Source organism: Paenibacillus sp. Negev47, assembly GCF_058313655.1.
The window spans coordinates 5,417,795-5,440,104 of the sequence record NZ_CM177754.1; the positions used below are offsets into that span (position 1 = coordinate 5,417,795).

Sequence of the window (22,310 nt, forward strand, 5' to 3'; positions counted from 1 at the left end):
CGTTTCCGATTCGATCCGTATCGTTTATATAGTAACATCACCAAAAGATGAAATTACGGAGCAGAAAGCTTAATATACTTTATAGAGGACAAAGAATCCGGGATGCTGGTATGTGCCCAGGGCGGGCCCGGAACTAACGAATCTTACACATCTTATCACGTGCATAATGCGGTTTTATTGAATCTAACGATCTCCAGACACGCTAATTAGTCTTTTTTTGGGTTGTAGAACGTAATTATTTTATAAAAAAATTGTACAGGCATATCCTAAAAGGAGGCACCACCCATGAATCGACCGGATTGGTTCCAGGCGGAAGAGGCATTACAACAGATCCAAGTCATCGGAAGCGACCGGAATGAGCTCGTGAACATCATCGGCGATGTCGAAGGATTGAATTGCATTGGCACGGGTACGGACGCGGCTGTATTTACGTATGACGGCTTGCCGCAGTATGCCTTCAAGATGTACTCGGATCATGCCTTGGACAAACTCGAAAATGAAAAGCAGGTATACGAGCAGCTTAAAGGCCTGCCATACTTCCCTATCTATTACGGCAGCGGCCGGAATGTTCTCGTGATCAGTTTTGAACCCGGAGATACTCTGCTGGAGTGTTTGGAAAAAGGAATCCCCGTCCCCGAGCAGGTGATGCTCGATGTGGACGCAGCACGAGAAGCTGTTCGCAGCCGCGGGCTGAACCCCCGCGACATTCATTTGAAGAATGTACTTCTCCAGAACGGACGCGGGAAAGTGATCGACGTATCCGAGTACATTCAGGTCGGCAATGACAATCGGTGGGAACATCTTGTATGGGCTTATCACAATATCTATCCGCGAATCAAAGGTACGCCTATATCTCCACGCATGCTGCAAACGATCAAATGGGGATACAATCAGCTCGATCATGCCAATGTCAAAATGGACGATCTCTCCAAGAAAGCGAATCGTCTGTTCTCCAGATTTATGAAATAAGCATGTTGCAAACTCAATTCAATAAAATAACCCGGATGATCGCCAGAGATTGGCGATCATCCGGGTTTTGTTTGTCTAATGCCATCTCTCCCAAATTAATCTTACTCTAAGTTCAAATGCCGCAGCTTATCTGGATTACGCATGAGATAAATCCGTTGAACGCGGTCGTTTCTGAACGCAAGACTGACAACAGTCGGGAATGCCTCCGAGGGGCTGCTTAATACAAATCCAAGTTGTCCGTTGATCTTGACGAGCCGCACAGCCCCCGTGCTGTCACTTTTGGATACAAGCCCTTGAATGAACGCAAGAACTCGCTGGCTTGATGTAACCGGTTTAATTGCTGCCATGACTTTACCGCCACCATCACTATACAGCACGATATCGTCCGAAAGCATTCTGAAGAGCCCTTCCATATCACCAGTAGAGGTGGCCTGGAGGAAACGAAGTGCAAGCTGCTCGGACTGTGCGCTGGGGGTCAACTCGATTTCCGGCTCATCTTGGATTTTACGTTTGAGACGACTGTAAATCTTGCGGCATCCCAGCTCCGTCTTGTTCACGAAGTTTGCAATATCGCAATAATCAAATTCGAAGGCTTCTCGTAGAACGAATACCGCGCGCTCAATAGGAGTTAGCCGATCAAGCATGACAAGAAAGGCGTACGAGATCGTATCTTCCAGTTCAATCGTTTGGAGTGGGTCCTGTCCCGCTGCTGAAGCCGATCCTGGAGCGACCATATAGTCTTGCACTAGAGGTTCGGGCAGCCATGGCCCGATATATACCTCTCTTTTTTTACGTGTTGATTTCAAGTAATCTAGACAACGGTTCGTAACCATTTTGCATAAGTACGCTTTTAGGTTACGAACAGGGCCACCCTCTTTATGAATATCCTGCTGTTGTACCGTTATAAATGCATCCTGCACCAAATCCTCAGCATGAGTGACAGATCCTAACATACGATATGCGATGGAAAGAAGAAGAGGTCTGTACGTTCTGTATACCAAGTCAAGCTCCATGATACATCCCTTCCTTATCTTTTTCTCTACCTGCTATTATCATTTGAGCAGCCTCTTTCGCGCTCGCTAAGGATGCGTTAATCAACATCCCCTCAGCTCCTACCCAATCGCCAGCAACATAGAGTCCGGGTCTTCCTTTGACCGCAGGTCCAGGCCTGCCCGGGAGGCCGCCGTTCGCTGCGGTGACAATGCCATGCGAGACAATCATTCGCGGAAGGAAACGCTGCTGAACGACGTGCTTGCGCCACCCCGGCTGAATGAAATCAAGAAAGCCTTTAAGCTCGTGTTCATCCTGCCTGGGGTCCGAATGGATTGAAGCCGACAAATACTTCATGACATGCACAACCTCGTTTGCCGGGTTCTCTGATAAGGAAGCCGCGGCGGAATGGTTGGAGTAGTACCACGGGTAATCGGCGCCTAAAACAAATTTCGTCTTTGGTTGAGGCATCCCCGATACGACGAGATCCAGGCACGCGGCACGAACAGGAGTTAACTTTTTATAGGCTTCCGCTTCCATGGGTGTAAGAGCAGGATTGAGGAGAGCTAACGTATCCATTGGACCGGCAGTGGATATCACGTGACGAGTCGTCAACTGTGATCCATCTTTTAAGGTGACCATCATTTGCGGATAGCTTCCAGCAATGCCCAGTACAACCGAGCTCGTGCGGATTGACACGTTAGCCTGCTGAGCTTGTTCTGTCAGCCGGCTAACGAGGAATTGCCAGCCTTCATCTATATACAGCACCTGGCTCTGTTTGAGCTGTTCGATGACGGCACCGGCACTTAGCTGGTCGGGAGCATCGCAGTACGTGCTCAAACGAACGAGACCAAGCACGACACTGCGCACGCGTGGGCTGGAGATCTGGGCTTCCAAGTGAGCCTGCAGACTAACTTTACTTAGAGCAGATATGTCTGTCTTGCGCAGGGAACTGTAGAACCGAAGGAGTTGGGACTTCTCCTGCCACTTCAAGAACGATCCGAGCAAGAGCTGTGCTAGAGGAATTGCCCTATTCCCGCCGTTTGTTCCTTCGAACACCAATATGCCTGGCGGTTTCGGTACTGCTCCGGTAGGTGTGACACCTACCTCTTGCAGAATGGGAAGCGCACTCTTACTGAGCGCATGGGCTCCCAGGTTTACGCGTGCGGCTGCGATCTCAGTCGAAATTGCCCGACCTCCCGGATGTTTTCCTTTGTCGAGCAACAGTACACTCTGGCCCACCCGTGCCAGATATATCGAGGCAGTTAATCCGGCAATGCCTGCTCCCACGATGACAACATCCCATGTCGGCTTAGTGTGATTCTGTATCATGTATATCAATCCCTTCCGCTTGATGCATACATGACGATGAACGGAGCATTTTTGTGACTCAGCCTTCCTTCTTCAACCGCCCCTGGGAGGGAGTTATCCCCTTGTATTGCTTATACAGTTTCGTAAAATAATTGGCGTTATCACAGCCGACTCTGGCGGCGATCTCCGTAATGGTCAGACTGCTGCCTTGCAGTAGTTTTTCCGCCTCACTCATCCTGCACCCATTCACGTATTCCACGAAGGTACGTCCGGTCAGCTTTTTGAACATTTTGCAGAAATGATACGCATTCAGTCCCACATGACTAGCCGCTTCGGTTACAGACATCTTCCCTGTGGGGTTCGCTTCAATCTGTGCAATCAACTGCTTAAATCGTTCGCGATTGGGAAAATACGATCCGACCGATCTATCTGGCAACTGCTGTGGCATAAAGGTTCGAGCAAGCAGAGTGAACAAAGCATGCAGCTTGGACTTCACGACCAGCTGATAAGCCGGGGGCTGTGATGCCATTTCCTCTACAGCTTCATTCAGCAAAGAATAATAGCCTACACAGGCTACGTTTTCCTCTGCCGGTTTGACCGGAAATCTCACCCTGCCTTCCAGATACGGCGCGACATATTGCTCATGCACGGGATCATGGGTGAAATCATGAAACAGTGCACGGTTAACCACAACGGAATCATAATGCACATCCCCATCATCCAGAGCATATCCGACATGCAACGCACCTCCGGGAATGATGATGACCTCACCCGCTCGGACTACATAAGGTTTGCTATCGATATGAAACAGCGCACTGCCCCTTCGCATGACAATCAGTTCAAAATGTTCATGCCAATGCAAATACAGAATGCATTCTTCCGTTTTCATATCCGAACACCGGTTTCGGAACAACTGAAACGGGTGCGATTTATGATCAATTCGGGTTTTTTCGTGAAGCGCTTTCAGATCCAGCACGACTTCTTCCCCCTCTTCACAAGATCCGACTAATATTACACAAGATTGTTTAGAGCCATCCCGTTAATCCCCGTCTATAATGAGTGTCACGAAGTACTATAAGCCAATATTGGAGTGAATTACAACCATGAAAAATCCATTACGCATCGGTACCCTTGTAGGCGGGCAGGACGCCGTCCGAGTGATCCCGCAGATCATGCAACACGGTTTCGAATCATTCAATCTGACTTTCTGGCAAACGACAGGCGATCTGGATCTGACCGAGACAGCGAAGCGTGTTCGTGAAATCGTGGATGAACAGGGTATTGTCATCTCCGCGGTGAGTGTGTTTGGTAACCCGCTCACGGGAGCTGGGGGCAATGCCGATACACTGGCGAGCTGGGAGCGAGTCATCGACCACGCACAGCTCTTCGGTGCGGATATCGTCTCCGGGTTCACCGGACGTCTGACCGATCAACCCATTAACGAGTCCATCCCCCGTTTCAAGGAAGTATTTGGTGAACTGGCACGCCGGGCAGCAGACCGGGGTGTACGCATTGCTTTTGAAAACTGTGATATGGGTGGAACCTGGCAGACGGGCGACTGGAACATTGCCCATAACCCGACGGCCTGGGAGATGATGTTCGATGCTGTTCCGGATGAAAATGTGGGTCTGGAATGGGAGCCTTGCCATCAAATGTCCAGCCTGATCGATCCTCTTCCACAGCTGCGTAAATGGGCTCACAAAGTGTTCCACGTACATGGTAAAGATGCCACGATTGCCTGGGATATCGTCAAGGAATATGGTGTGCATGGACCACGTGAATTTGTCTGGCACCGCACTCCGGGCTTCGGGGATAGTAACTGGGCAGACATCATCACCATTCTGCGTCAGAACGGCTACCAGGGCACGATAGATATTGAAGGCTGGCATGATCCAGTCTACAAAGATGAACTCGAAATGACCGGACAGGTGCATGCTTTACGATATTTGAAACAATGCCGTGGTGGCGATTTTGTGCCAAACCCAGTGTAGGAAATCTCCCTGAACACCCCTAGTAATATAAACACAATCCATACGAAGGAGATGAGACGATGAGTCATGCTTATCAGGTAATTATCGCTGGCTGTGGCGCCATGGCAAATACGTGGGCAGACTATGCTTTGCGAAGACCGGATACGGAAATCGTTGGACTGGTTGATCTGTATGAACAGACAGCCACTGCTTTCGCTGCAAGACATGGTCTCACCTGTCCTACGTTCACCGATATCCGTGAGGCCATTCAAGCGACCGGTGCGAATATCGTATTCGATGTCACGATTCCGGCGAGTCATTACGGCATTGCCATGACAGCGCTGAAGGAAGGATGTCATGTCTTTGGCGAGAAACCCCTTGCGGAGTCCTTCTCCGAATGCATAGATATTGTGCAAACCGCTCACAGCACAGGACGCATTCAAGCCGTGATGCAAAATCGCCGGTTCGACCCGCGTATCCGCGCCTATCAGCATCTCATTTCCGGCGGAGCTATAGGGCAGGTAGGTTATGCAGGCGCTGACTTCTTCCTCGGACCACACTTCGGCGGATTCCGGGATCTGATGGATAGTCCACTGCTGCTCGATATGGCGATACATACGTTTGATCAGGCACGATACATTCTCGGAGCCAACCCGGTCTCGGTATACTGCCATGAATTCAACCCTCCAGGTTCCTGGTATCAGGGTAATGCAATGGCGTTATGTATATTTGAGATGTCTGACGGGTCCGTGTTCAACTATCGCGGATCATGGTGCGCAGAAGGTGTACCCACATCATGGGAAGCAAGCTGGCGCGTAACGGGTGAAAAAGGAACAGCCATCTGGGATGGTCATGATGACATCTATGCTGAGGTGGTTGCTGCGCAACACCTGGATGCCGACGGCAATCCATCCTTTTTCCAGCCAAGTGAGCGGATTGAAGCGGAACTGCCTGTCATGGACAAAACAGGACACCACGGCTGTCTCGAAGACATGTTCGCTGCGCTGGAATCCGGACGACTTCCTGAAACCGATTGCAGTGACAACCAGTTTAGCATGGCCATGGTCCTCGCATCCCTGGAAAGCGCTCGTACAGGGCAGAAAGTGTTCATCGCCGATCTGCTGAAAAACACATAGCGTAGCACATGTGTTTTTCATATTAAACAAAGCCCAAACTGCAAAAGTTTAGCAGTTTGGGCTTTGTTGTTTTTTTACTGCATCTGCATGTAATGAGACTAATTTTTACACGAAAACGGAGAGTGCAGAACCAATCTGAAGAAACGAAGTGTTCGCCTTTATCACCGGATTTCTACTTTGAAAAAAAGAAGATATGGAAATCCGGGGATAACAGCGATCAAAAGATGGTACTGCAATCGGAGTTCCCGAGTGTAACACGAGTTTTTTTATATATTTTTCTATAGAATTCCTTTTTTCATTGCCTTATACACCAGTTGCGAGAACAGGCTGTTGGACCAAGCAAACCATGGTCTGGTGAACGTGTTGGGATCATCGGCGTGAAAGCCCTCATGCATATATCCGGTACCTGCGTCCGTGTTTTCCAGCAGCTCAATCATGGCCAGCATTTCCTCGTCATTGTCTGCGGTTAAGCCCTGCATGGATAGCGCCATATGCCAGATGTATCCCGGAGGGGTATGCGGACTGCCAATGCCTTTGGCTACCTGCCCTTCATAGTAGAACGGATTCTCCTTGCTCAAAATGAATCGACGTGTGTTCTGATACACCATGTCTTCAATCGAAGCATACTCCATATACGGAATGGACATTAGCCCAGGCGTGCCCGCATCATCCATCAGACAAAAGTTACCGTAACCGTCCGTTTCATAGGTATAGATCTGTCCATACTCTGGATGACGGTAAGTACCGTACAGAGAAATGCCATGCCTTATTTCTTCTTCCAATCGAGCCATTCGACTCACCAGCTGTTCATCCCGGAACACCCACTTTGCGATCTCCCCCATCTGGCGCAAGGTTACCGCAGCGAACATGTTCGCCGGAATATTATAATGAAAATCACAGGCATCATCGCTCGGACGAAAGCCGGACCAGATCATCCCCGTATAATTCACCGGCATACCATGTCCTTCATTACGCAGCGTATCATGGGCTGGACAATTACGACGCATGAACCGGTAAGGTGAACGCTCTGCGTGATGTTGTTCTGTCTCCCATAGATGTAAGATATTCTCCATCACTTTCTTGAAGCGCTCGTCAAATATATCCGTCAGTTCCGTCTCCCGCCAATATGTATAAGCCAGCTTCATGGAGAAACAAAGGGAATCCAGCTCAAACTTTCGCTCCCACACCCAAGGTGACATCTCCGTCTCATCATTGGCATCCCAATGCCATCCATTCGCTGTTTCATTGAATGCATTGGCATAGATATCCATATCAGCGTAGAATGTATGCCGTTTGATCAGCCCTCCAATGATCCGTTGCAACTGTTCGTCTTCCTTTGCCAACGGAACGTAGTGCATCACCTGCTCCACTGAATCACGCAGCCACATTGCCGGGATATCTCCTGTAATCACAAAGGTTGTCCCATCATCGAGCAACTTCGTGGTCGTTTCCAGCGTATTGGGAAAGCAATTTCGAAACTGAGCCAACAATCTCGGCCTATGTTGCAAACGCTCGTCTGCCTCAGTCAGAATATCCTGCACAGCTTGCGGCAATTCCAGATGCGGCATGGGGATTTTCGGTAATCTGAACTGTTCCATGGATGTCATCTCCTTTGAATTGAGGTTTAGCACTATTGTTATTTTTGTTATGATAAATTATAATAACATTATTATTATTTGTAAGTGTACTGTGTCAGAAGATGATCGTCAATTCATAAAGGTCATCTCAATGAAAATCCAATTCACTATTTACATCTGCATTTTGCTTCATTCAATCAAATCGCTCATTGGATTTATGCAAATTGCTTACATACAAAGGAGTAATGATATGTCACGCAAAGTATCCATTCAGACGCTGGCTGACCAGCTCGGATTATCCAAATATGCCGTCTCCCGTGCACTCAGCGGCAAGACGGGCGTCAGTGAAGCGACACGCGCACGGGTACTGGAACTCGCTCGGGCTTTGGGCTATCGCCAAAGCACTCCAGGTGCTAGCAATAGTCCTGCTGCTGCAAACCATGCAGATCCGTCCGATCCACCGTTCGCTCTCATATGCATGAATCAGCTCAACCGTGGTGAACCCCACTACTGGCAGCGTGTTCTGTCAGGCATGATCTCCGCCTGTAATGATCGTGGTTGGCATCATGCGATTGTATCTCCCTCACTCGGAGTGACGGATGAGAACACCTCTCCCGAAAAAGCCATTGCTCCACATTTGGACTGGGAACGTTGTGCCGGCATTATTGTCATGGGCGCTTTTCCTCATACGGTTCTGCAACGACTCTCTCAGACCGGTCGGCCTATTATTCTGGTAGATCATCAGGAGCCACTGCTGAATTGTGATACGATCAGCCATGATAATCTGGAAGCTGGCATCACCGTGGCAAGATATTTAATGTCCATGAATTGCCGACGGATCGGCCTCATCACAGATGATGGTCGTGCTGCCAGCTTCGCGCAGCGGAAGATCGGCATTGAACTGGCTCTGAACCATTTTCATGTGGACACCAGTCACACCACCAGCTTCAGGGAATGGAATATTCCTTATGAGAACGGAGAATGGGTTAACCCATTGGCTACTACAATTCTAAATATGCCAGATGACGAACGTCCCGATGCCTGGATTGGTGTTAATGATGATATTGCCTTGCAGTGGATGCACAAATTACAGGAGATGGGCATCTCCACGCCAAAAGATTGCCTTGTCATCGGTATCGACAATGTACACTCTGCGGTCACGTCCTCCCCGCCCCTAACCACGGTTAATCTGTGCAAAGAGGAACTTGGGCAGCGAGCGGTGGAAGCTTTACAGCGCCGGATTGAACGCCCCGGGACGCCGAAAGAGACGGTTATGTTATCGACTACGTTGATTCCAAGGGAATCGGCTTAACTGGAAAGGATAAAAGCTCTCTTTGGATGGACATATTCATTGGATACTTGCTTTACCCGCTAAATCTAGTGCATACGAAAGAGGCCCCACTGTCATTATGCAGGGCCTTTTTCGTATACTTTATGTCTATCTACACATCCAGAATCCAATCTATTGATCCATACTTATGCCATCCATTCAAGGCTGAGGATTAAAAAAATGTACTAACGCTATTTCAGCCAAGGCAGACTACTGTACGACGGAAGATCCACTTCCCAATTCACATCCCGATACTCTCGATTAACCACCGTTCTTTTCAAAGTGAATTTTGTACCCTTTTCTTCGTTAAAACCCCGAATTTTCAATTGCAGTTCATCTTCAACGTATTCACCGTTATTATCAGGCTGATCCGTATAACCGATCACTTCAACAGGATATTCCTTTCCATCCGAATCTACTGCCACCCAGCGATCACCCATGAAAGCATTTCGGAACGTCCCACTCCCCTTCAGAACTAATGAATACCCTTCCTTTACATCAATCTGCGGAGGATCATACGATTCCATCACTGGCTCGTAATCAAAATCATAAAACAATATTTCATCTCCAAGCTGTTCAAATTGTGCAAAAGTATAAAAATTCGTGTCCTTACGCCTCTTCTCCAGATCAACTTCCACTGATTTCTCTTCCTTCACCGGCAGGGTGTAACCATCCAAAACAAAGCGAATGTTCTTGGCATCTAGCGATACTACAGACGGATCCCATGTATCTGACAATTTCAATGCTCCATCATTTCTCAATTCACGCTGATCATGGAGCCGAAACTTGGGTTCACGTGCACCTGGTCTATAACCGTTGAAAATTCGATATTCATTTGTTTCAGGAATCTCAAGATGGTAGATGATACTCATATAGCTCGCCCAATTCTCATCAACTTTGGCACGAAGCTGATCATCCAAACTCACATCCATATCAAGCCGAGTTCCGTTAGGAGTTCGAACAAGCTGTGTCATATCGAGCTTCATTCCTTCTGGCGTGGTATATGTGTTATTCATGGAATTTTCAACAGCCAATGATTTAGCTTTGGTCATATCAACGCTGAATTTAAAACTCCAATCCACTGTAACGTCTCTTTCCTCATATGACTCTGTCACAAAATTATAGAACAATCCTACTTTTAAATGTCCTAATTCTCCACGCACGAACACCTGATCAGGGATATCTTTGTGAAACTGAAATACAAATTTGTCAAGAGAGCCACTGCTTATTCTGGTATCCCTTGCAAGGGTCGCAACCTCTCTTCCTGTTTCATCAGTGACATGAATTCTTCCCATTTCAGGATATAAAATTGACATTCCGGTTCCATCAGGTGCTGTTTGTTGCAGCCTCATTACAATCTGAGAACGATCCACCAGCACATCTTCAATCTTGAGCTTGTATCCTTGATCTTCAATAAGTAAATTCGGATTCACCACTAGTCCATGGGGTTTAAGACGTTTGTAATCATCAGCCAAACTGGAATAGCGTAGCGCTTCCGGCACGGAAATATTAGGCAGTGGAACAAGATCTACAGCGCTCACTACCGGCTGCTCGGGTGCACCTGTCTGATCCCAAGCCAGCCATGCACCTCCAGAAAGGAGCACAGCCGCAGCCACAATCCCCGTACGGTATATCCATCTTGTCTTGGGTACCTTTCTCGACCATGGACTTTCAGCTTCGTCACGCTCCATGGACACGCCATCCAGCTTCTGCATGACCTTAAGCGTAAAATTCGCATCCGGCTCCTCACGGTACAGGTGATCCTCCCATAACCGATCTTCATCCCTTGAAATAGGCTTCATACGTAGCTAAACCTCCTTTGCGTTCCATTTGCTTCCTCAGCGTCTTTTTCCCCCGATACAGGGCGTTGCGCACTTTTGTTGGACTCATGCCTGTAATATCTGCAATCTCTTCATAGCTCAGTTCGTTCGTGTACTTCAGTAATAACACCAGGCGATACGATTCAGGTAACTGTTCGAGCTGGCGGTATATTTCACGCTGCATCTCTTTATGCAGCACACGTTTTCCGGTGTTTCATTACTGACAGGTTCGATCCCTTGATCGACCGGAGACATGACGGGTTTCTTTTCCCGCATAAAATCCCGCATTCGATTCACCGCAATGGTGTACACCCACGACGAGAAACTGCTTCCCTCCCGCCGCGACGGGAGATAGCGATAGATGCGAATAAACGTATCCTGAGCGAGATCCTGTGCATCCGGATGACTCGCGCCCATTCCGCGTATGATGCCGTAGACTTTATTTTTATATCGATCCACAAGCACGGAGAACAACTGCTTATCCCCTCCAATAATGCGCTGAATGAGCTCCTCCTCCGGTATCTGTTGAGTCATGTAATCCCCCTTCTCTACAGCTTCCATGCATGGTTCTGTACAATATAGACGGAAGAACCTCCCGAAACCTCTCACTTTATCCAAAAAAAAGAATTCGCCCTTATCGGCGAAGCCGAATGGGTGAACTCTGCATACACATATGTTAATTCCGCAGCATGATTCTCTCTATAGATGACCTTGAAGCTGCACTTGTTCTTGCCTTTAATCTTCCCTGTTCTTCTCTGCAACAAAATCAGCAAGCTGTGAATAGATCGCCACAATCTCATCCATGGACATACGCACGAGTCCACTGGACGATGGAGCGACGAACTCCTGGATCTCCTTGACGACCGGGGCGTCCTGGAATCCCCATTTCACTTTGGCACGCTTACTGTACTGGGTGTATACCCCTTTCCCGACAAAACAGGCGATGTCTGGTCGGTATTTCTCCAGCTTTTGCCGTAGAATCTGTCGTCCTTCTGCATACTCTTCCTTCGTAATATCCTCCATGCCTCTGGTGGGCCGGGCTACGATATTAGTAAATCCATATCCCAGCTTCAGCAGTTCGCCGTCCTCCTGTGCATCATATAAACGAGGGGTCAATCCCGACCGTTCAAGAATGCGCCAGAAACGGTTGCCCTTGTAGGCATAGTGGTGTCCGGTTTCACCTGACGTAATGCTCGGATTAAATCCGATAAACAGAATGGATAAACCAACATCCAGATGATCTGGAATCATAATGGGAGACCCCCTTATCTTTTTACTCAATTTACGCTTTCAACTGTGTATAAAATGATATAATAAGCAAAGCATTTTCGAAATCGGATTGAAATTTTCATGAAAAAGGAAGCTGAACTGATGATTGCAGACATCATGCTTGAAGTCGTCCTGCCCGTCTTTCTCCTGATCGCCGTCGGGTCCTGGATGCAAAAGGTGTTCAAGCTGGACTTGTACACACTCGCCAAAATCAATTTCTATTGTATTACCCCCGCAGCCGTCTTTATGAGCATGTATCACTCCGATATGTCGGGCGAACTGCTCGGGACCGTGACACTCTTTTACGCAATATATGTATTGATTCTTTATATTGTAGGTTCTATATTTGCGCGCTCACTTCGGATGAATAAAGGCATGAAGGCTGCCTTCAACAACAGTATTATGCTGGATAACGCAGGCAACTATGGACTGCCCATCAATGCACTGGTATTCCGCGGTGATCCACTGGCCTCTTCCATTCAGGCGCTGGTTATGTCTTTACAGGCATTGCTGACGTTCACCTATGGCGTGTTGTCCATTCAGGGCGCGAAGCTCAAAGGCAATTATCGTGCGGTAATTATTGGATTTCTTAAAATGCCCGTTCCGTATGCGCTCTTGCTGGGGATTCTGTTCCACATGTGGAAGGTTCCCTTGCCTACGTTCCTGTCCATGCCGCTGACCTATGCACAACAAAGTATGGTTGCCGTGGCGCTTCTGACACTCGGAGCACAGATTGTTAAATATCCGATCAGGCTATACCGTCTTGATGTGTATATTAGCACATTTTTGCGCCTTCTGATTGGCCCGGCTATCGGGATTTCGATTGTGCTACTGCTTGGATTGGAAGGTATCGCTGCACAGGCACTCATTATCGCTTCAGGTATGCCTACCGGTGTTAACGCATCCATCCTGGCGGAAGAATACGATAATGAGCCCGATTTTGCAGCCCAGACAGTACTGATCTCAACGTTGCTCAATATCATTACGATTACGGCACTGATCTCTTATGCCAAAACGTTCTGAACAAAAAAACAAGTCCATGACCCATGAACAGGGTTGTGGGCTTGTTTTTTTGAAGTGCTAAAACTATGATTCAAACGTCGTTCGTTCCGGGAACTTGCCGCCTTCCCTGAATAAACATCGTACCAGTCGCTGTGCGGCTCGGTTAAAGAAAAAACTCGGACTGACCCCATCCACCTGGACAGGTTCCAGTTCCCTCACACTTTCCTTGATCTTATTCATCTCAATGAGCCCCATCTTTCGCTCATTCGGTCCGAATCGATAAATAACCTTCTCATCGTCCTCTGTTTGTTTCACCAAAAGAATCATGGATGTCATACAGGTTACCCCCTATCGTTACGTTATGAGATACCAGTAATCGCTTGCCTACTATAATTATTACCCAGATTCTAGTGGAAGGATATAGGACTTAAGTTAGTTATACCAAAATTAAATATCCTGATTTAAAGATTCTCCAGAATGAGCCATAAGGCTTACAAACACCCTGTTTGTACTATCCTCCTGGATAGTCACTGTCATGAAAGTGCGTACTGCCCAAGTTATTTTTCTCCGTTTATACTAACCTTATCTTGAATTCCAAAGGAGAGAAACATCTATGTCTACAACTCAAATCTATAGCCACGGTGTCCCGTGGGAAGAAGCATTCAGTGTGGCTCAGGGATACAGCGTTAACGGTATGATCTACATTGCAGGACAATTTTCGCATGATATGCAGGGAACGTTCATCGGCGTGGATGATATTGAAGCACAAGTTCGCCAGACACTGGATAACTTGGATCGCGTGCTCGCAGCATTCGATGTGACCAAGTCGAACATTGCTGAACTGGAGATTTTCTTGGTTCACCCGCAGGAGCATCTTGAGCCATGTGTTGCTGTGTATAAAGAGTATATTGGTACTCATCGTCCGGCTGTTACGATGGTTGGCACATCGGGACTGGCCTTCCCTCATCAACTGATTGAGATTCGCGCTGTTGCACATACCAACTGATTCGGAAAATCCCTACCGCTCCAGCACAAAGCAAAACGATTTGATAAGGTACTCGCTTTAGCGAAGTTCATACACAAAAAAAAGAAGCAGGGTCGGATAATCTCCGAACCTGCTTCATCATTTATTATTCCTTTACTTTCACCGTTAGCGTATTACCGGATGAAGTGAGGGATGCTCCAAGCCCTTCTACCAAAACTCTGAGCGGAATGTACGTTGTTCCCTTAATTGCTTTGGGTGCTGCCTGTAGGGTGACCTCTTTCCCGTTCACCTTCACCTTTTTGCTGCCCAAGGTAAAAATTAGCTTGTACTTATCTTTGGTAACAGTAATGGTTTGGGTCTTACTGTCCCAAGACGTTTTGGCCTTCAACGCTTTGGCCATCTCACGCAGGGGTACGAGATTTGTGTTATTCATTACAATTGGAGACTCGGTAAAAATAACCTTGGAACCATTCACCTTCACCTGAACAGAAGACGTGATATATTCTGGTTTAGGAGTGGCTTTCTTTTGGGTTGCAGTTGAAGACTTGTTACTTTTCTTGGTACTTCCTGAACTGGATGAACTTGAAGAGGAAGATTTGGAACTTGAAGAAGAACCTCCGTTGTGATAGTGATATTCCCCTTGTTTCAGCCCCCATTTTGCACAGTTGGTGCGACAGGTGTGTCCTCCATTCGCATCTGTTCTTCCCGGATGGGCAGACGCAACAGTAGCAAAAATCATAAAAATGGCAAGCAAACTACTTATTACTTTGAACCGCATATGGATAACCTCCAGCAATTAGTTTCGCCAAAGTATCATACCATAATTAACCATACAATATAGGTGAATACATAAAATTATTTTCACATAACAGAATATAACCGCGTATATACTCGCTCTGACCCCAATGAAAGCTTTATCGCCATGCAACTTGCTACCTCTTATTCACCCAGCCCCATACCTCTTGCAATGCCAATCGAAAAATTCGGTCCAATTCTTCAAATTGAATTATTTGCTCATTCTCCATCTGGCCGGCCAGTCGTTCAAAATGCTCAATCTTCTCCGCCAAAAAAGCCTGTATTGCTGGAAGCTGCGGCTCCAGATCCAGTTCCTCGCCCGCCTTTTTCCGGCGCAGCAATTCATCAATCTCCGTATATAGCGGTGTAGTCGCAGGTACAAGTTCTTGCACCAGTTCTTCGAATGCCATCGGTGGCATCGCATCATAACGTTCGATCCAGCCACAAGCCAGTAAGGGGCGCAGCACGTAAAAATACTTTTTGATCTTCACCTGCTCACCTTGTAAATAATCCCGAAAATTGCCCTTTGCCATATTCAGATAATGATACATGCAGGATTTGGGCGAGAAGGTCAACGGTGACAGCGCACGGATATGCTGTGCCACGCTATACTGTTCATCATACTGAATGGGTGATTGCAGCCACTCCAGCAGTGGTGGATTGGATTTGCGAAACAGCTTCAACGCCTTGCGCAGATCCCAACCATTGATGTCGAGCTGATCACTGATTGGGCGTTCAATGACATCCCTGCGATCCTCAATGGACAAATACCATTCCAGCGGTCTTACATACAAGAAACGCACATCATAATCACTGTCCTGTGAAGGAAACCCCCACGCCCGACTGCCGGATTCACAGGCATAAATAATTCGCACCTGCTCCTCCTGTTCAATCTGCTTCAGCTGTTCTCTAATCGTATCTTTCATTTCTTGATGAATAAAGGTCATGTCCATTACCTCCTTTAGAAACAAATACATTACTTTATGTATCACTGATTCCTATTCCCTTTTCGCATTGTTCACCAGATCGATTAAACGTGTCCCTGCCTTGCTCATACCCTCATTATGACCCACGCATGGTACATACGAACATGGCAGAAGTATGGCGACGAATCAATTTCATCTAAATTATCATTTACCTGCATAAGTTTAAATGAAACCTGCCACTCATCCTGCTACAATGAAGGGATAACAAGGAGTGAACGTTCATGGCAAGAGAGAGTTTTGACAAAGAAATTCAGTTCTTACGCATGTTACCCCTAACAAGCGGTGCGTATAACCGTAAACAGTATGCCGAGCGGCTTGGCATATCCGTACATACCTTTGATAAAACCAATCGCAGATTAAAAGACATCATGCAGAGCGTCACTGATCCGCGTTCAGGTGCTGAAGCAAGCAGGGAAATGGCTGATCTCGTCCGCTTCCAGTACGGAGAATCCGCGGAACCTATGCTGCTCTTCCTCTTCCGCGCCAAGTCGATGAAAGAGACTGAAGTTCAGCGACTTTCTGTCCTTTTGCATACCTTACAAGATAAAGCCCTGACCGCGATGGAACTGCTGGACGCTTGCTGTGCTGATCTGCCGGAAGATCTGGTGTTACCTGACGAGAAAACCATTCGCTCTGATCTGAAGTATCTGGAAGAGGTTGGAGTTATACGAAAAGAACCTGGTGGCAGACCCTATCGGTATGCCTTGCAACAGGACGTCCTTACCGAATTAACGGTGGAGGAACAGCTGGAGTTATATGATTTTGTGGATATGATGGCGAACACTCAGGTTCCATCCGTACAAGGGTACTTATTACGGGATAGTCTGAAGAAAGTCATTACGGCAAGTTATCCGCAAGAAGAAGCTACCGAGCCCTATATCTATAAGTATCACTATTATTCTCGTATCCTGGATGAAGCTCACCTCTACACGCTGCTTGGTGCGATTCGCCAGCGTAAACGTGTGCAGTTCTTGTACTTTTCACCCAAAAAACCATCCAGCTACAGTTCACAGAATACGAATCCGCGCTTTGAACGGGAAGCAGGCGGACGATCCAACCGGATCGTGCCGCTTGAAGTGGTCTATGACCATCAGTATGGTCGTTGGTACGTGGTTGGATATCAGGGTCGCCGCGGCTTTGTGAAATTCCGCATGGAAGGTATCACACAGCTGGAGGAACAAGATTCAGTAGAAGAAGAATATATGCTCGAATTGAAGCAACAATGGACTGACATCAGTCGCTACAGTTGGCTCGTGGATACGGGCAATACCGTGACGGTTCAAGCTCGCTTTTTCCACCCGGAGCGTGGTCAGCGCAATTTCATCCTGGATCGGGTTCGTCTGCAAGGTCAATGGGGCAAGATTATCCCCGAAACAGACCATACCTTTCTCTACGAAATTCAGGTCAATGGTACCACCGAGATCAAACCGTGGTTGCGAAGTTTTGGTTCAAGCTGCGAAATAATCACCCCTCAGAGACTACGCCAGGAGATGATCAAGGAATGGAAGGAGATTGCGGAATATTATGAACCTGTTCGAGAAGATGTTCAATTACCAGATGATGACGCGATTGAATGAAACCGGACTGTTCACCTGGACCTCACAGGAAAGGGCCTGGCTTCGCATGATGCTGGATCACCCTGCTGCGAGAGAAGCGCTGAGCCCTGTAACGTTGGATAAAATGCACAACATGCTGCATGATGAGCAGGACCTGAACCTTCAGGATTACCTGACCGAGAAAGCCAAAAGCGAAGAAAACAGTGTCTCTCATCCACTACTTAGACAGTTACGGCTAATCATCCTCCATCACCAGGGATTTCGACTGATCGGTCGCGTCCGCAATGGACGCACCAGTCAGGATGAATTCGGCTTCCCGTATAAACTGGAGTATTCCATGGTCAAAAAAGAATGGTACGTGCTCTGGTACGCCCCTCGCTTCGACAAACTCATGTCCACCAAGCTGCACAGCATCGTTTCCGTGGAAGCCCAACCGGTTGACCCGGATACCGCTTCTGGCTACACTGCCCGAATTGCTGCGATTACGGAGAAGCGTAAAACGACCATCACCATCGAAGTATTACCCGAGTTCAATCAGGAGCTGTCCCGAATCCTCTATGCCTTCTCCTGCTTCGAGAAGCAGGTCGAGTATATGGAAGCCCAGCAGACGTATCGGATCGAGCTGACCGTCCCGCGGAATGAGATGGACTATGTCTTATCCAAGATGCGTTTTCTGGGTAAACGGGTTCGAATTGCTGACCACACGGTGCTGCGGGAGCGGATGTCCGAGACAGCTGCGAAGGCATTAGCCCGTTATGCGCAAGCTGAACCTGATCAGAATTCTGAACGCATGCGAGGCGTCATACCGCACCAGCATGACGATGAACCTCGCGTGAACGCGGATGGTCATTGATTTTATGAGAGTGCGTTAACCATGCCTATTGGTCAAAAGAAAACCCATCTACGCAAACAAGGTCTGGATGACATCATCCAGACCTTGTTCATCTATTCCTGTGAAACTGCCTGTGAACCCCATGATTCTGTACTACGTTCCACCACTGCTGGCAGCCGAATTCCGTCTTTTATTAATCGCGTGCACGCCCATGACCACTGCAATTAATTCATACGTATCCAGTTGTTCCGACTGGTTGTCTAATACGAATGCCCCGGAACTAAACCAGCCGCTGGTGCGACGGAAACTGGCCACGATGCGGCCACCACTGCCGCTTATATCATATTCCTGCGAAAATGCTGGAGCAGACACATCATACGTTCCGCGTGATCCTGCGTCATATTCATACTTTTTGCTAAAGAAATTGAACCTCGCCCGAAGCACACCCAGATGTCTCCCATCTGCTGCAGTGATGTCCCAACGATTGGTTAACATGCGGAATTTGCCGCTGCAAACCAATCCCGAGTTATCTGATACATCGAGCGAAGAGCCAAAGACACTTTTCAAATCCAGATGCCCTGCCTGTTCCTGATTCGGATTCATAATCTCGGTGTAACCCGCATTAAAAAAGTTATCCCTGAAGTATAATTCCATAACGATTTCTCCTTTCCCATTACATGTTCTTTTCGTTAAACATAACTCTGAATTCGCACTTCTACACCCATTTTATCTATATTTACGTGTAATTAATGGGATTGGATTCAAAAGGTGGATACTTCCAGAATGTAAAAAAACGAGCAACCTAGGCTGCTCGCATCATGTGACCCTTGGATCAGACTTCAACTTTTTTGTTGTTCAGGTAGATGGTTGCCCACACCAAGAGAACGGCTACGATGATTTCAAATATAGTACTTCCCCACATGCCATCTGACCATAATACGCCATTGGCCGTGATGGAGATCCCCGTGCTTTCTTCGGTAAACTGGAACACCTCGTTTGGATTAAAGCGCCCTGTCATAATAATATTCTCCAACCAGCCAATCAGATTAACGAGGACAAAGAATGCAACGATTCCGATCCATGGCCCAGTTTTCCAACGGAAGCTGCCTGCAATCGAGATCGAAAGGAAGATGATAACGGTCATGAATACTAAAACCCATGCACCAAACAGCAACAACGTAAGAACATCCGAAACATGTATGCCTGAAAAATAGGTAGCCAAGTTCAGTCCGAGCTTCATTGAGATATAGATGTAAGCATGAATTGCAGATACAATGACTAGCCCCAACCCGCAGAGGGCTCCAAAGATCAAAGGAGACAACACATGTGACAGGCCTGTTACGGGTAATAAGCGGCGATTATACGAGCGAATATTGGACGAATATGTTTTGATCATTTTCACATAAATAGCCACACCTACTCCAACATAACCCATGATGCCAATCACAAGCCCTGTGACCTCAGACATGAAAAGGGATATTGCCACTTGAGCAATAATCAATATGACTAGCCCCGCCAGCAGTACATTCCAATTTCTTCTAAAGTCATACTTCAATAATGTCATCATTCTGCATAGACCTCCTTGAACATCTCATCCACACTTTTTCCATACTTCAGACGGAGCGTTTCCACTTCTTCCCGCATCACTAATTGACCTTCACGAATGAAGACCACTTCATCAAAAATCCGTTCGATATCATTTACAAGATGCGTGGAGATGATGAGACTGCTGTCTTCATCATAGAATTTGACGATCGCATCCAGAATCTTGCCACGCGCAACCGGGTCTACTCCGCCAATAGGTTCATCCAGCAAATACAGACGAGCCTTACGAGATAGCGCCAGTGTTAGTTGTAGTCGTTCATTCATACCTTTGGACAGATGCCGTACCTGGTCACTCTCGACAAGGTTCATGAAGTCCAGCATTTCCCGTGCCTTCTCTTCATCAAAATCAGCATAGAAATCGCGGTAGTACGCAATCGCATCCCGCACTTTCATCCATTTCTCGGTCAATGGACGATCCGGCATGAATGAAACCAGCGCCTTCGTCTCCAAACCGACAGGCTTGCCTGTGACTTGAATCGTTCCGCTGCTAGGATGCAACAAACCTGCGACCAGCTTCATCAGGGTACTCTTTCCACTGCCATTGCTGCCCAGCAGACCTACGATGCGTCCTGGTGCAATATCCAGCGTAATGTTACTGAGTGCTTTCTTACTGCCATATGTCTTATTAATCTGATTCAGTTCAAGGATGTTACTCATGCGTTGTTCCTCCCTTTCCTTCCGCAACGGCATCGGCTACGATGGATAAGATATCCTGCTCTTCAATCCCCAGTTCCTGCATTCCGGTCAGAAAGCGTTCCAGCAATTCACCGGCCATCTCTTTTTTGATCGTCATAATCTTCCGCTCCTCACTGGTCACGTATCTGCCCAAGCCCCGTTTGGTTTCAACCACTTCTTCCCGCTCAAGCTCCTGAAATGTCCGTTGTACTGTATTGGGATTGATCTGTAGTTCAGCCGCCAGTTCACGAACTGAAGGAATTTTGTCACCTGCCTGAAGTGTTCCGGTCACAATCTGTCTTTTGATGTACTGCATGATCTGCAGATAAATCGGTAAGTTATTATCAAATTCCATAGTCACAAAGCTCTCGCTCCTCTCTGTACTTGTGTGTTAGTTACATAGTACACTAGTGAAATAGCATTGTAAAGCCCATTGTTTAAAAAATATTTGCTTAGGTCATGCGAAAGCTTCAGCGATCTGTTTATTTGAATAACTTTGTATATAAGCATGGACACAAAAAAGAGCAGATCGTGTAGACCTGCTCCGCATGACTTATTATTCGTATTTCGTCTTATTTTACACGATATCTAAAGGTACCTTGGCTTTAGGCGCAGGGAAAGCCTCATCCAATCGGGTTAACTCCTCTTGTGTCAAAACGATATTCACTGCTGCCGCATTGTCTGCCACATGGTTGAGCTGTACTGCCTTGGGAATCGCCAGCACATCTCCGTCCCTGATCACCCAGGCTAATGCGATCTGGGAAGTCGTGACTCCTCGCCCCTGTGCAATCTCCCGAATGACCGGATGCTCCAACAATTCATTTCGAAGTCTGCCACCCTGGGCCAGTGGACAATACGCCATGACCGGAACACGTCGTTCCCGCATCCACGGAAGTAGATCGTGTTCAATACCACGAGAAGCTGCATGGTACAGCACCTGATTCACCATGCAGTTCGAACCTTCCGGCAATCTCCATAACTCCTGCATATCCCTTGTATCCAGGTTTGAGACACCCCAACGCAGGATTTTACCGGATTGCTTCAATTGTTCCAAGGCCTGAACCGTCTCTTCGAGTGGTATTCCTCCACGCCAGTGGAGCAAGTACAGATCCAGACGATTTGTACCAAGACGCGTGAGACTACGCTCACAGGCCGTAATCATCTGCTTGCGATCCGCATGATGGGGATACACTTTGGATACGAGAAATACTTCGTCACGACAGCCCGAGATGGCCTTTCCCGTAACGACTTCCGCCCCGCCTTCTGCGTACATCTCCGCCGTATCAATCACGGTCATTCCCAGTTCAATACCGGAACGCAGTGCCCGTGCTTCTTCTTCCCGACTGGATTGCTTCTCTCCCATGTTCCATGTCCCTTGTCCTATCGCAGGCAGGGCAGTTCCATCTGGAAGCAGAATCGTGCGTGTCTGATCACCATGCATCATCTATATTCCTCCATTCTGAAGATTCTATGGACATTGCGACCTCTCTAACGACGACTAT

At 47.5% G+C, this 22,310-nt stretch carries 24 protein-coding genes; 8 read left to right on the plus strand and 16 right to left on the minus strand.

What is annotated here, in order from left to right; genetic code table 11:
• Window positions 1-285 precede the first annotated feature (285 nt).
• Window positions 286-969: a serine/threonine protein kinase gene (locus AC4G47_RS24485; protein WP_491103163.1), complete on the plus strand. Its 684-nt coding sequence runs from the start codon at window positions 286-288 to the stop codon at window positions 967-969.
• Window positions 970-1,070: 101 nt separating this feature from the next.
• Here AC4G47_RS24485 and sigJ read toward each other — a convergent pair whose 3' ends face one another.
• The 3 genes from sigJ to AC4G47_RS24500 are packed head-to-tail and all read right to left on the minus strand — an operon-like array spanning window position 1,071 to window position 4,246.
• Window positions 1,071-1,982 (minus strand): RNA polymerase sigma factor SigJ, encoded by a 912-nt coding sequence (gene sigJ, locus AC4G47_RS24490; protein WP_491103165.1) that lies wholly within the window; start codon window positions 1,980-1,982, stop codon window positions 1,071-1,073.
• On the minus strand, window positions 1,972-3,291 hold the full coding sequence (locus AC4G47_RS24495; protein WP_491103166.1) for a phytoene desaturase family protein: 1,320 nt from the start codon (window positions 3,289-3,291) through the stop codon (window positions 1,972-1,974). Before AC4G47_RS24495 ends, sigJ begins: the two co-directional genes overlap by 11 nt.
• Window positions 3,292-3,349: 58 nt before the next feature.
• Window positions 3,350-4,246 carry a helix-turn-helix transcriptional regulator gene (locus AC4G47_RS24500; RefSeq protein ID WP_491103167.1) on the minus strand — a complete coding sequence of 299 codons (897 nt, stop codon included), beginning with the start codon at window positions 4,244-4,246 and terminating at the stop codon, window positions 3,350-3,352.
• Window positions 4,247-4,373: 127 nt separating this feature from the next.
• Here AC4G47_RS24500 and AC4G47_RS24505 point away from each other — a divergent pair, with 127 nt between their 5' ends.
• Both AC4G47_RS24505 and AC4G47_RS24510 read left to right on the plus strand, forming a co-directional pair.
• Complete coding sequence (locus AC4G47_RS24505; protein WP_458125558.1) at window positions 4,374-5,261, plus strand: sugar phosphate isomerase/epimerase family protein; 888 nt, start codon at window positions 4,374-4,376, stop codon at window positions 5,259-5,261.
• A gap of 59 nt (window positions 5,262-5,320) precedes the next feature.
• A complete protein-coding gene (locus tag AC4G47_RS24510) occupies window positions 5,321-6,376 on the plus strand; it encodes a Gfo/Idh/MocA family protein (protein ID WP_491103168.1) in 1,056 nt (351 codons plus the stop codon).
• A 278-nt stretch (window positions 6,377-6,654) separates the two neighbouring features.
• Here AC4G47_RS24510 and AC4G47_RS24515 read toward each other — a convergent pair whose 3' ends face one another.
• A complete protein-coding gene (locus AC4G47_RS24515) occupies window positions 6,655-7,974 on the minus strand; it encodes a glycoside hydrolase family 125 protein (RefSeq protein WP_491103169.1) in 1,320 nt (439 codons plus the stop codon).
• A 229-nt stretch (window positions 7,975-8,203) separates the two neighbouring features.
• On the opposite strand from AC4G47_RS24515, the gene AC4G47_RS24520 reads away from it, so the two are divergent.
• Window positions 8,204-9,265 carry a LacI family DNA-binding transcriptional regulator gene (locus AC4G47_RS24520; protein WP_491103170.1) on the plus strand — a complete coding sequence of 354 codons (1,062 nt, stop codon included), beginning with the start codon at window positions 8,204-8,206 and terminating at the stop codon, window positions 9,263-9,265.
• 209 nt (window positions 9,266-9,474) lie between these two features.
• On the opposite strand, the gene AC4G47_RS24525 is transcribed toward AC4G47_RS24520, so the two are convergent.
• The 4 genes from AC4G47_RS24525 to AC4G47_RS24540 all read right to left on the minus strand — a co-directional run bounded on the left by AC4G47_RS24525 (window position 9,475) and on the right by AC4G47_RS24540 (window position 12,354).
• Complete coding sequence (locus AC4G47_RS24525) at window positions 9,475-11,085, minus strand: hypothetical protein (RefSeq protein ID WP_491103171.1); 1,611 nt, start codon at window positions 11,083-11,085, stop codon at window positions 9,475-9,477.
• Complete coding sequence (locus AC4G47_RS24530; RefSeq protein ID WP_491103173.1) at window positions 11,063-11,287, minus strand: RNA polymerase sigma factor; 225 nt, start codon at window positions 11,285-11,287, stop codon at window positions 11,063-11,065. Before AC4G47_RS24530 ends, AC4G47_RS24525 begins: the two co-directional genes overlap by 23 nt.
• Window positions 11,221-11,637, minus strand: a complete 417-nt coding sequence (locus AC4G47_RS24535; RefSeq protein WP_491103174.1) for an RNA polymerase sigma factor — start codon at window positions 11,635-11,637, stop codon at window positions 11,221-11,223. The genes AC4G47_RS24530 and AC4G47_RS24535 overlap by 67 nt, the downstream gene beginning before the upstream one ends.
• Window positions 11,638-11,838: 201 nt before the next feature.
• Window positions 11,839-12,354 carry a mismatch-specific DNA-glycosylase gene (locus tag AC4G47_RS24540; protein ID WP_491103175.1) on the minus strand — a complete coding sequence of 172 codons (516 nt, stop codon included), beginning with the start codon at window positions 12,352-12,354 and terminating at the stop codon, window positions 11,839-11,841.
• Between the two features lie 120 nt (window positions 12,355-12,474).
• Between AC4G47_RS24540 and AC4G47_RS24545 the strand changes: the two genes are divergently transcribed.
• Window positions 12,475-13,395 carry an AEC family transporter gene (locus AC4G47_RS24545; RefSeq protein ID WP_145320844.1) on the plus strand — a complete coding sequence of 307 codons (921 nt, stop codon included), beginning with the start codon at window positions 12,475-12,477 and terminating at the stop codon, window positions 13,393-13,395.
• Window positions 13,396-13,458: 63 nt separating this feature from the next.
• Here AC4G47_RS24545 and AC4G47_RS24550 read toward each other — a convergent pair whose 3' ends face one another.
• Window positions 13,459-13,710: an RNA-binding protein gene (locus AC4G47_RS24550; protein ID WP_458125551.1), complete on the minus strand. Its 252-nt coding sequence runs from the start codon at window positions 13,708-13,710 to the stop codon at window positions 13,459-13,461.
• Between the two features lie 277 nt (window positions 13,711-13,987).
• Between AC4G47_RS24550 and AC4G47_RS24555 the strand changes: the two genes are divergently transcribed.
• Window positions 13,988-14,380: a RidA family protein gene (locus tag AC4G47_RS24555; RefSeq protein ID WP_458125550.1), complete on the plus strand. Its 393-nt coding sequence runs from the start codon at window positions 13,988-13,990 to the stop codon at window positions 14,378-14,380.
• A 124-nt stretch (window positions 14,381-14,504) separates the two neighbouring features.
• Here AC4G47_RS24555 and AC4G47_RS24560 read toward each other — a convergent pair whose 3' ends face one another.
• A complete protein-coding gene (locus tag AC4G47_RS24560; RefSeq protein WP_491103177.1) occupies window positions 14,505-15,137 on the minus strand; it encodes a copper amine oxidase N-terminal domain-containing protein in 633 nt (210 codons plus the stop codon).
• A gap of 154 nt (window positions 15,138-15,291) precedes the next feature.
• Window positions 15,292-16,101 carry a nucleotidyltransferase domain-containing protein gene (locus AC4G47_RS24565; protein ID WP_491103179.1) on the minus strand — a complete coding sequence of 270 codons (810 nt, stop codon included), beginning with the start codon at window positions 16,099-16,101 and terminating at the stop codon, window positions 15,292-15,294.
• A 260-nt stretch (window positions 16,102-16,361) separates the two neighbouring features.
• Here AC4G47_RS24565 and AC4G47_RS24570 point away from each other — a divergent pair, with 260 nt between their 5' ends.
• Both AC4G47_RS24570 and AC4G47_RS24575 read left to right on the plus strand, forming a co-directional pair.
• Window positions 16,362-17,717 (plus strand): helix-turn-helix transcriptional regulator, encoded by a 1,356-nt coding sequence (locus tag AC4G47_RS24570; RefSeq protein WP_491103181.1) that lies wholly within the window; start codon window positions 16,362-16,364, stop codon window positions 17,715-17,717.
• Entirely contained in the window at window positions 17,665-18,549 is an 885-nt protein-coding gene (locus tag AC4G47_RS24575) for a WYL domain-containing protein (RefSeq protein ID WP_491103182.1), read from the plus strand. The genes AC4G47_RS24570 and AC4G47_RS24575 overlap by 53 nt, the downstream gene beginning before the upstream one ends.
• Before the next feature lie 132 nt (window positions 18,550-18,681).
• Here AC4G47_RS24575 and AC4G47_RS24580 read toward each other — a convergent pair whose 3' ends face one another.
• The 5 genes from AC4G47_RS24580 to AC4G47_RS24600 all read right to left on the minus strand — a co-directional run bounded on the left by AC4G47_RS24580 (window position 18,682) and on the right by AC4G47_RS24600 (window position 22,249).
• On the minus strand, window positions 18,682-19,182 hold the full coding sequence (locus tag AC4G47_RS24580) for an LURP-one-related/scramblase family protein (protein WP_458125545.1): 501 nt from the start codon (window positions 19,180-19,182) through the stop codon (window positions 18,682-18,684).
• A gap of 178 nt (window positions 19,183-19,360) precedes the next feature.
• Window positions 19,361-20,095: a hypothetical protein gene (locus AC4G47_RS24585; protein ID WP_491103184.1), complete on the minus strand. Its 735-nt coding sequence runs from the start codon at window positions 20,093-20,095 to the stop codon at window positions 19,361-19,363.
• Window positions 20,092-20,790, minus strand: coding sequence for an ABC transporter ATP-binding protein (locus tag AC4G47_RS24590; protein ID WP_458125543.1), 699 nt, complete (start codon window positions 20,788-20,790; stop codon window positions 20,092-20,094). The genes AC4G47_RS24585 and AC4G47_RS24590 overlap by 4 nt, the downstream gene beginning before the upstream one ends.
• Complete coding sequence (locus tag AC4G47_RS24595; protein ID WP_026081254.1) at window positions 20,783-21,169, minus strand: GntR family transcriptional regulator; 387 nt, start codon at window positions 21,167-21,169, stop codon at window positions 20,783-20,785. Before AC4G47_RS24595 ends, AC4G47_RS24590 begins: the two co-directional genes overlap by 8 nt.
• A 216-nt stretch (window positions 21,170-21,385) precedes the next feature.
• Window positions 21,386-22,249: an aldo/keto reductase gene (locus AC4G47_RS24600; RefSeq protein ID WP_491106783.1), complete on the minus strand. Its 864-nt coding sequence runs from the start codon at window positions 22,247-22,249 to the stop codon at window positions 21,386-21,388.
• Window positions 22,250-22,310: the final 61 nt, after the last annotated feature.

Bases quoted from the DNA above. Each gene is read 5' to 3' on its own strand.
- AC4G47_RS24485 (WP_491103163.1), top strand. From the start codon at position 286: ATGAATCGACCGGATTGGTTCCAGGCGGAAGAGGCATTACAACAGATC.
- sigJ (WP_491103165.1), bottom strand. From the start codon at position 1,982: ATGGAGCTTGACTTGGTATACAGAACGTACAGACCTCTTCTTCTTTCC.
- AC4G47_RS24495 (WP_491103166.1), bottom strand. From the start codon at position 3,291: ATGATACAGAATCACACTAAGCCGACATGGGATGTTGTCATCGTGGGA.
- AC4G47_RS24505 (WP_458125558.1), top strand. From the start codon at position 4,374: ATGAAAAATCCATTACGCATCGGTACCCTTGTAGGCGGGCAGGACGCC.
- AC4G47_RS24510 (WP_491103168.1), top strand. From the start codon at position 5,321: ATGAGTCATGCTTATCAGGTAATTATCGCTGGCTGTGGCGCCATGGCA.
- AC4G47_RS24515 (WP_491103169.1), bottom strand. From the start codon at position 7,974: ATGGAACAGTTCAGATTACCGAAAATCCCCATGCCGCATCTGGAATTG.
- AC4G47_RS24520 (WP_491103170.1), top strand. From the start codon at position 8,204: ATGTCACGCAAAGTATCCATTCAGACGCTGGCTGACCAGCTCGGATTA.
- AC4G47_RS24525 (WP_491103171.1), bottom strand. From the start codon at position 11,085: ATGAAGCCTATTTCAAGGGATGAAGATCGGTTATGGGAGGATCACCTG.
- AC4G47_RS24530 (WP_491103173.1), bottom strand. From the start codon at position 11,287: ATGCAGCGTGAAATATACCGCCAGCTCGAACAGTTACCTGAATCGTAT.
- AC4G47_RS24535 (WP_491103174.1), bottom strand. From the start codon at position 11,637: ATGACTCAACAGATACCGGAGGAGGAGCTCATTCAGCGCATTATTGGA.
- AC4G47_RS24540 (WP_491103175.1), bottom strand. From the start codon at position 12,354: ATGATTCCAGATCATCTGGATGTTGGTTTATCCATTCTGTTTATCGGA.
- AC4G47_RS24545 (WP_145320844.1), top strand. From the start codon at position 12,475: ATGATTGCAGACATCATGCTTGAAGTCGTCCTGCCCGTCTTTCTCCTG.
- AC4G47_RS24550 (WP_458125551.1), bottom strand. From the start codon at position 13,710: ATGACATCCATGATTCTTTTGGTGAAACAAACAGAGGACGATGAGAAG.
- AC4G47_RS24555 (WP_458125550.1), top strand. From the start codon at position 13,988: ATGTCTACAACTCAAATCTATAGCCACGGTGTCCCGTGGGAAGAAGCA.
- AC4G47_RS24560 (WP_491103177.1), bottom strand. From the start codon at position 15,137: ATGCGGTTCAAAGTAATAAGTAGTTTGCTTGCCATTTTTATGATTTTT.
- AC4G47_RS24565 (WP_491103179.1), bottom strand. From the start codon at position 16,101: ATGACCTTTATTCATCAAGAAATGAAAGATACGATTAGAGAACAGCTG.
- AC4G47_RS24570 (WP_491103181.1), top strand. From the start codon at position 16,362: ATGGCAAGAGAGAGTTTTGACAAAGAAATTCAGTTCTTACGCATGTTA.
- AC4G47_RS24575 (WP_491103182.1), top strand. From the start codon at position 17,665: ATGAACCTGTTCGAGAAGATGTTCAATTACCAGATGATGACGCGATTG.
- AC4G47_RS24580 (WP_458125545.1), bottom strand. From the start codon at position 19,182: ATGGAATTATACTTCAGGGATAACTTTTTTAATGCGGGTTACACCGAG.
- AC4G47_RS24585 (WP_491103184.1), bottom strand. From the start codon at position 20,095: ATGATGACATTATTGAAGTATGACTTTAGAAGAAATTGGAATGTACTG.
- AC4G47_RS24590 (WP_458125543.1), bottom strand. From the start codon at position 20,790: ATGAGTAACATCCTTGAACTGAATCAGATTAATAAGACATATGGCAGT.
- AC4G47_RS24600 (WP_491106783.1), bottom strand. From the start codon at position 22,249: ATGCATGGTGATCAGACACGCACGATTCTGCTTCCAGATGGAACTGCC.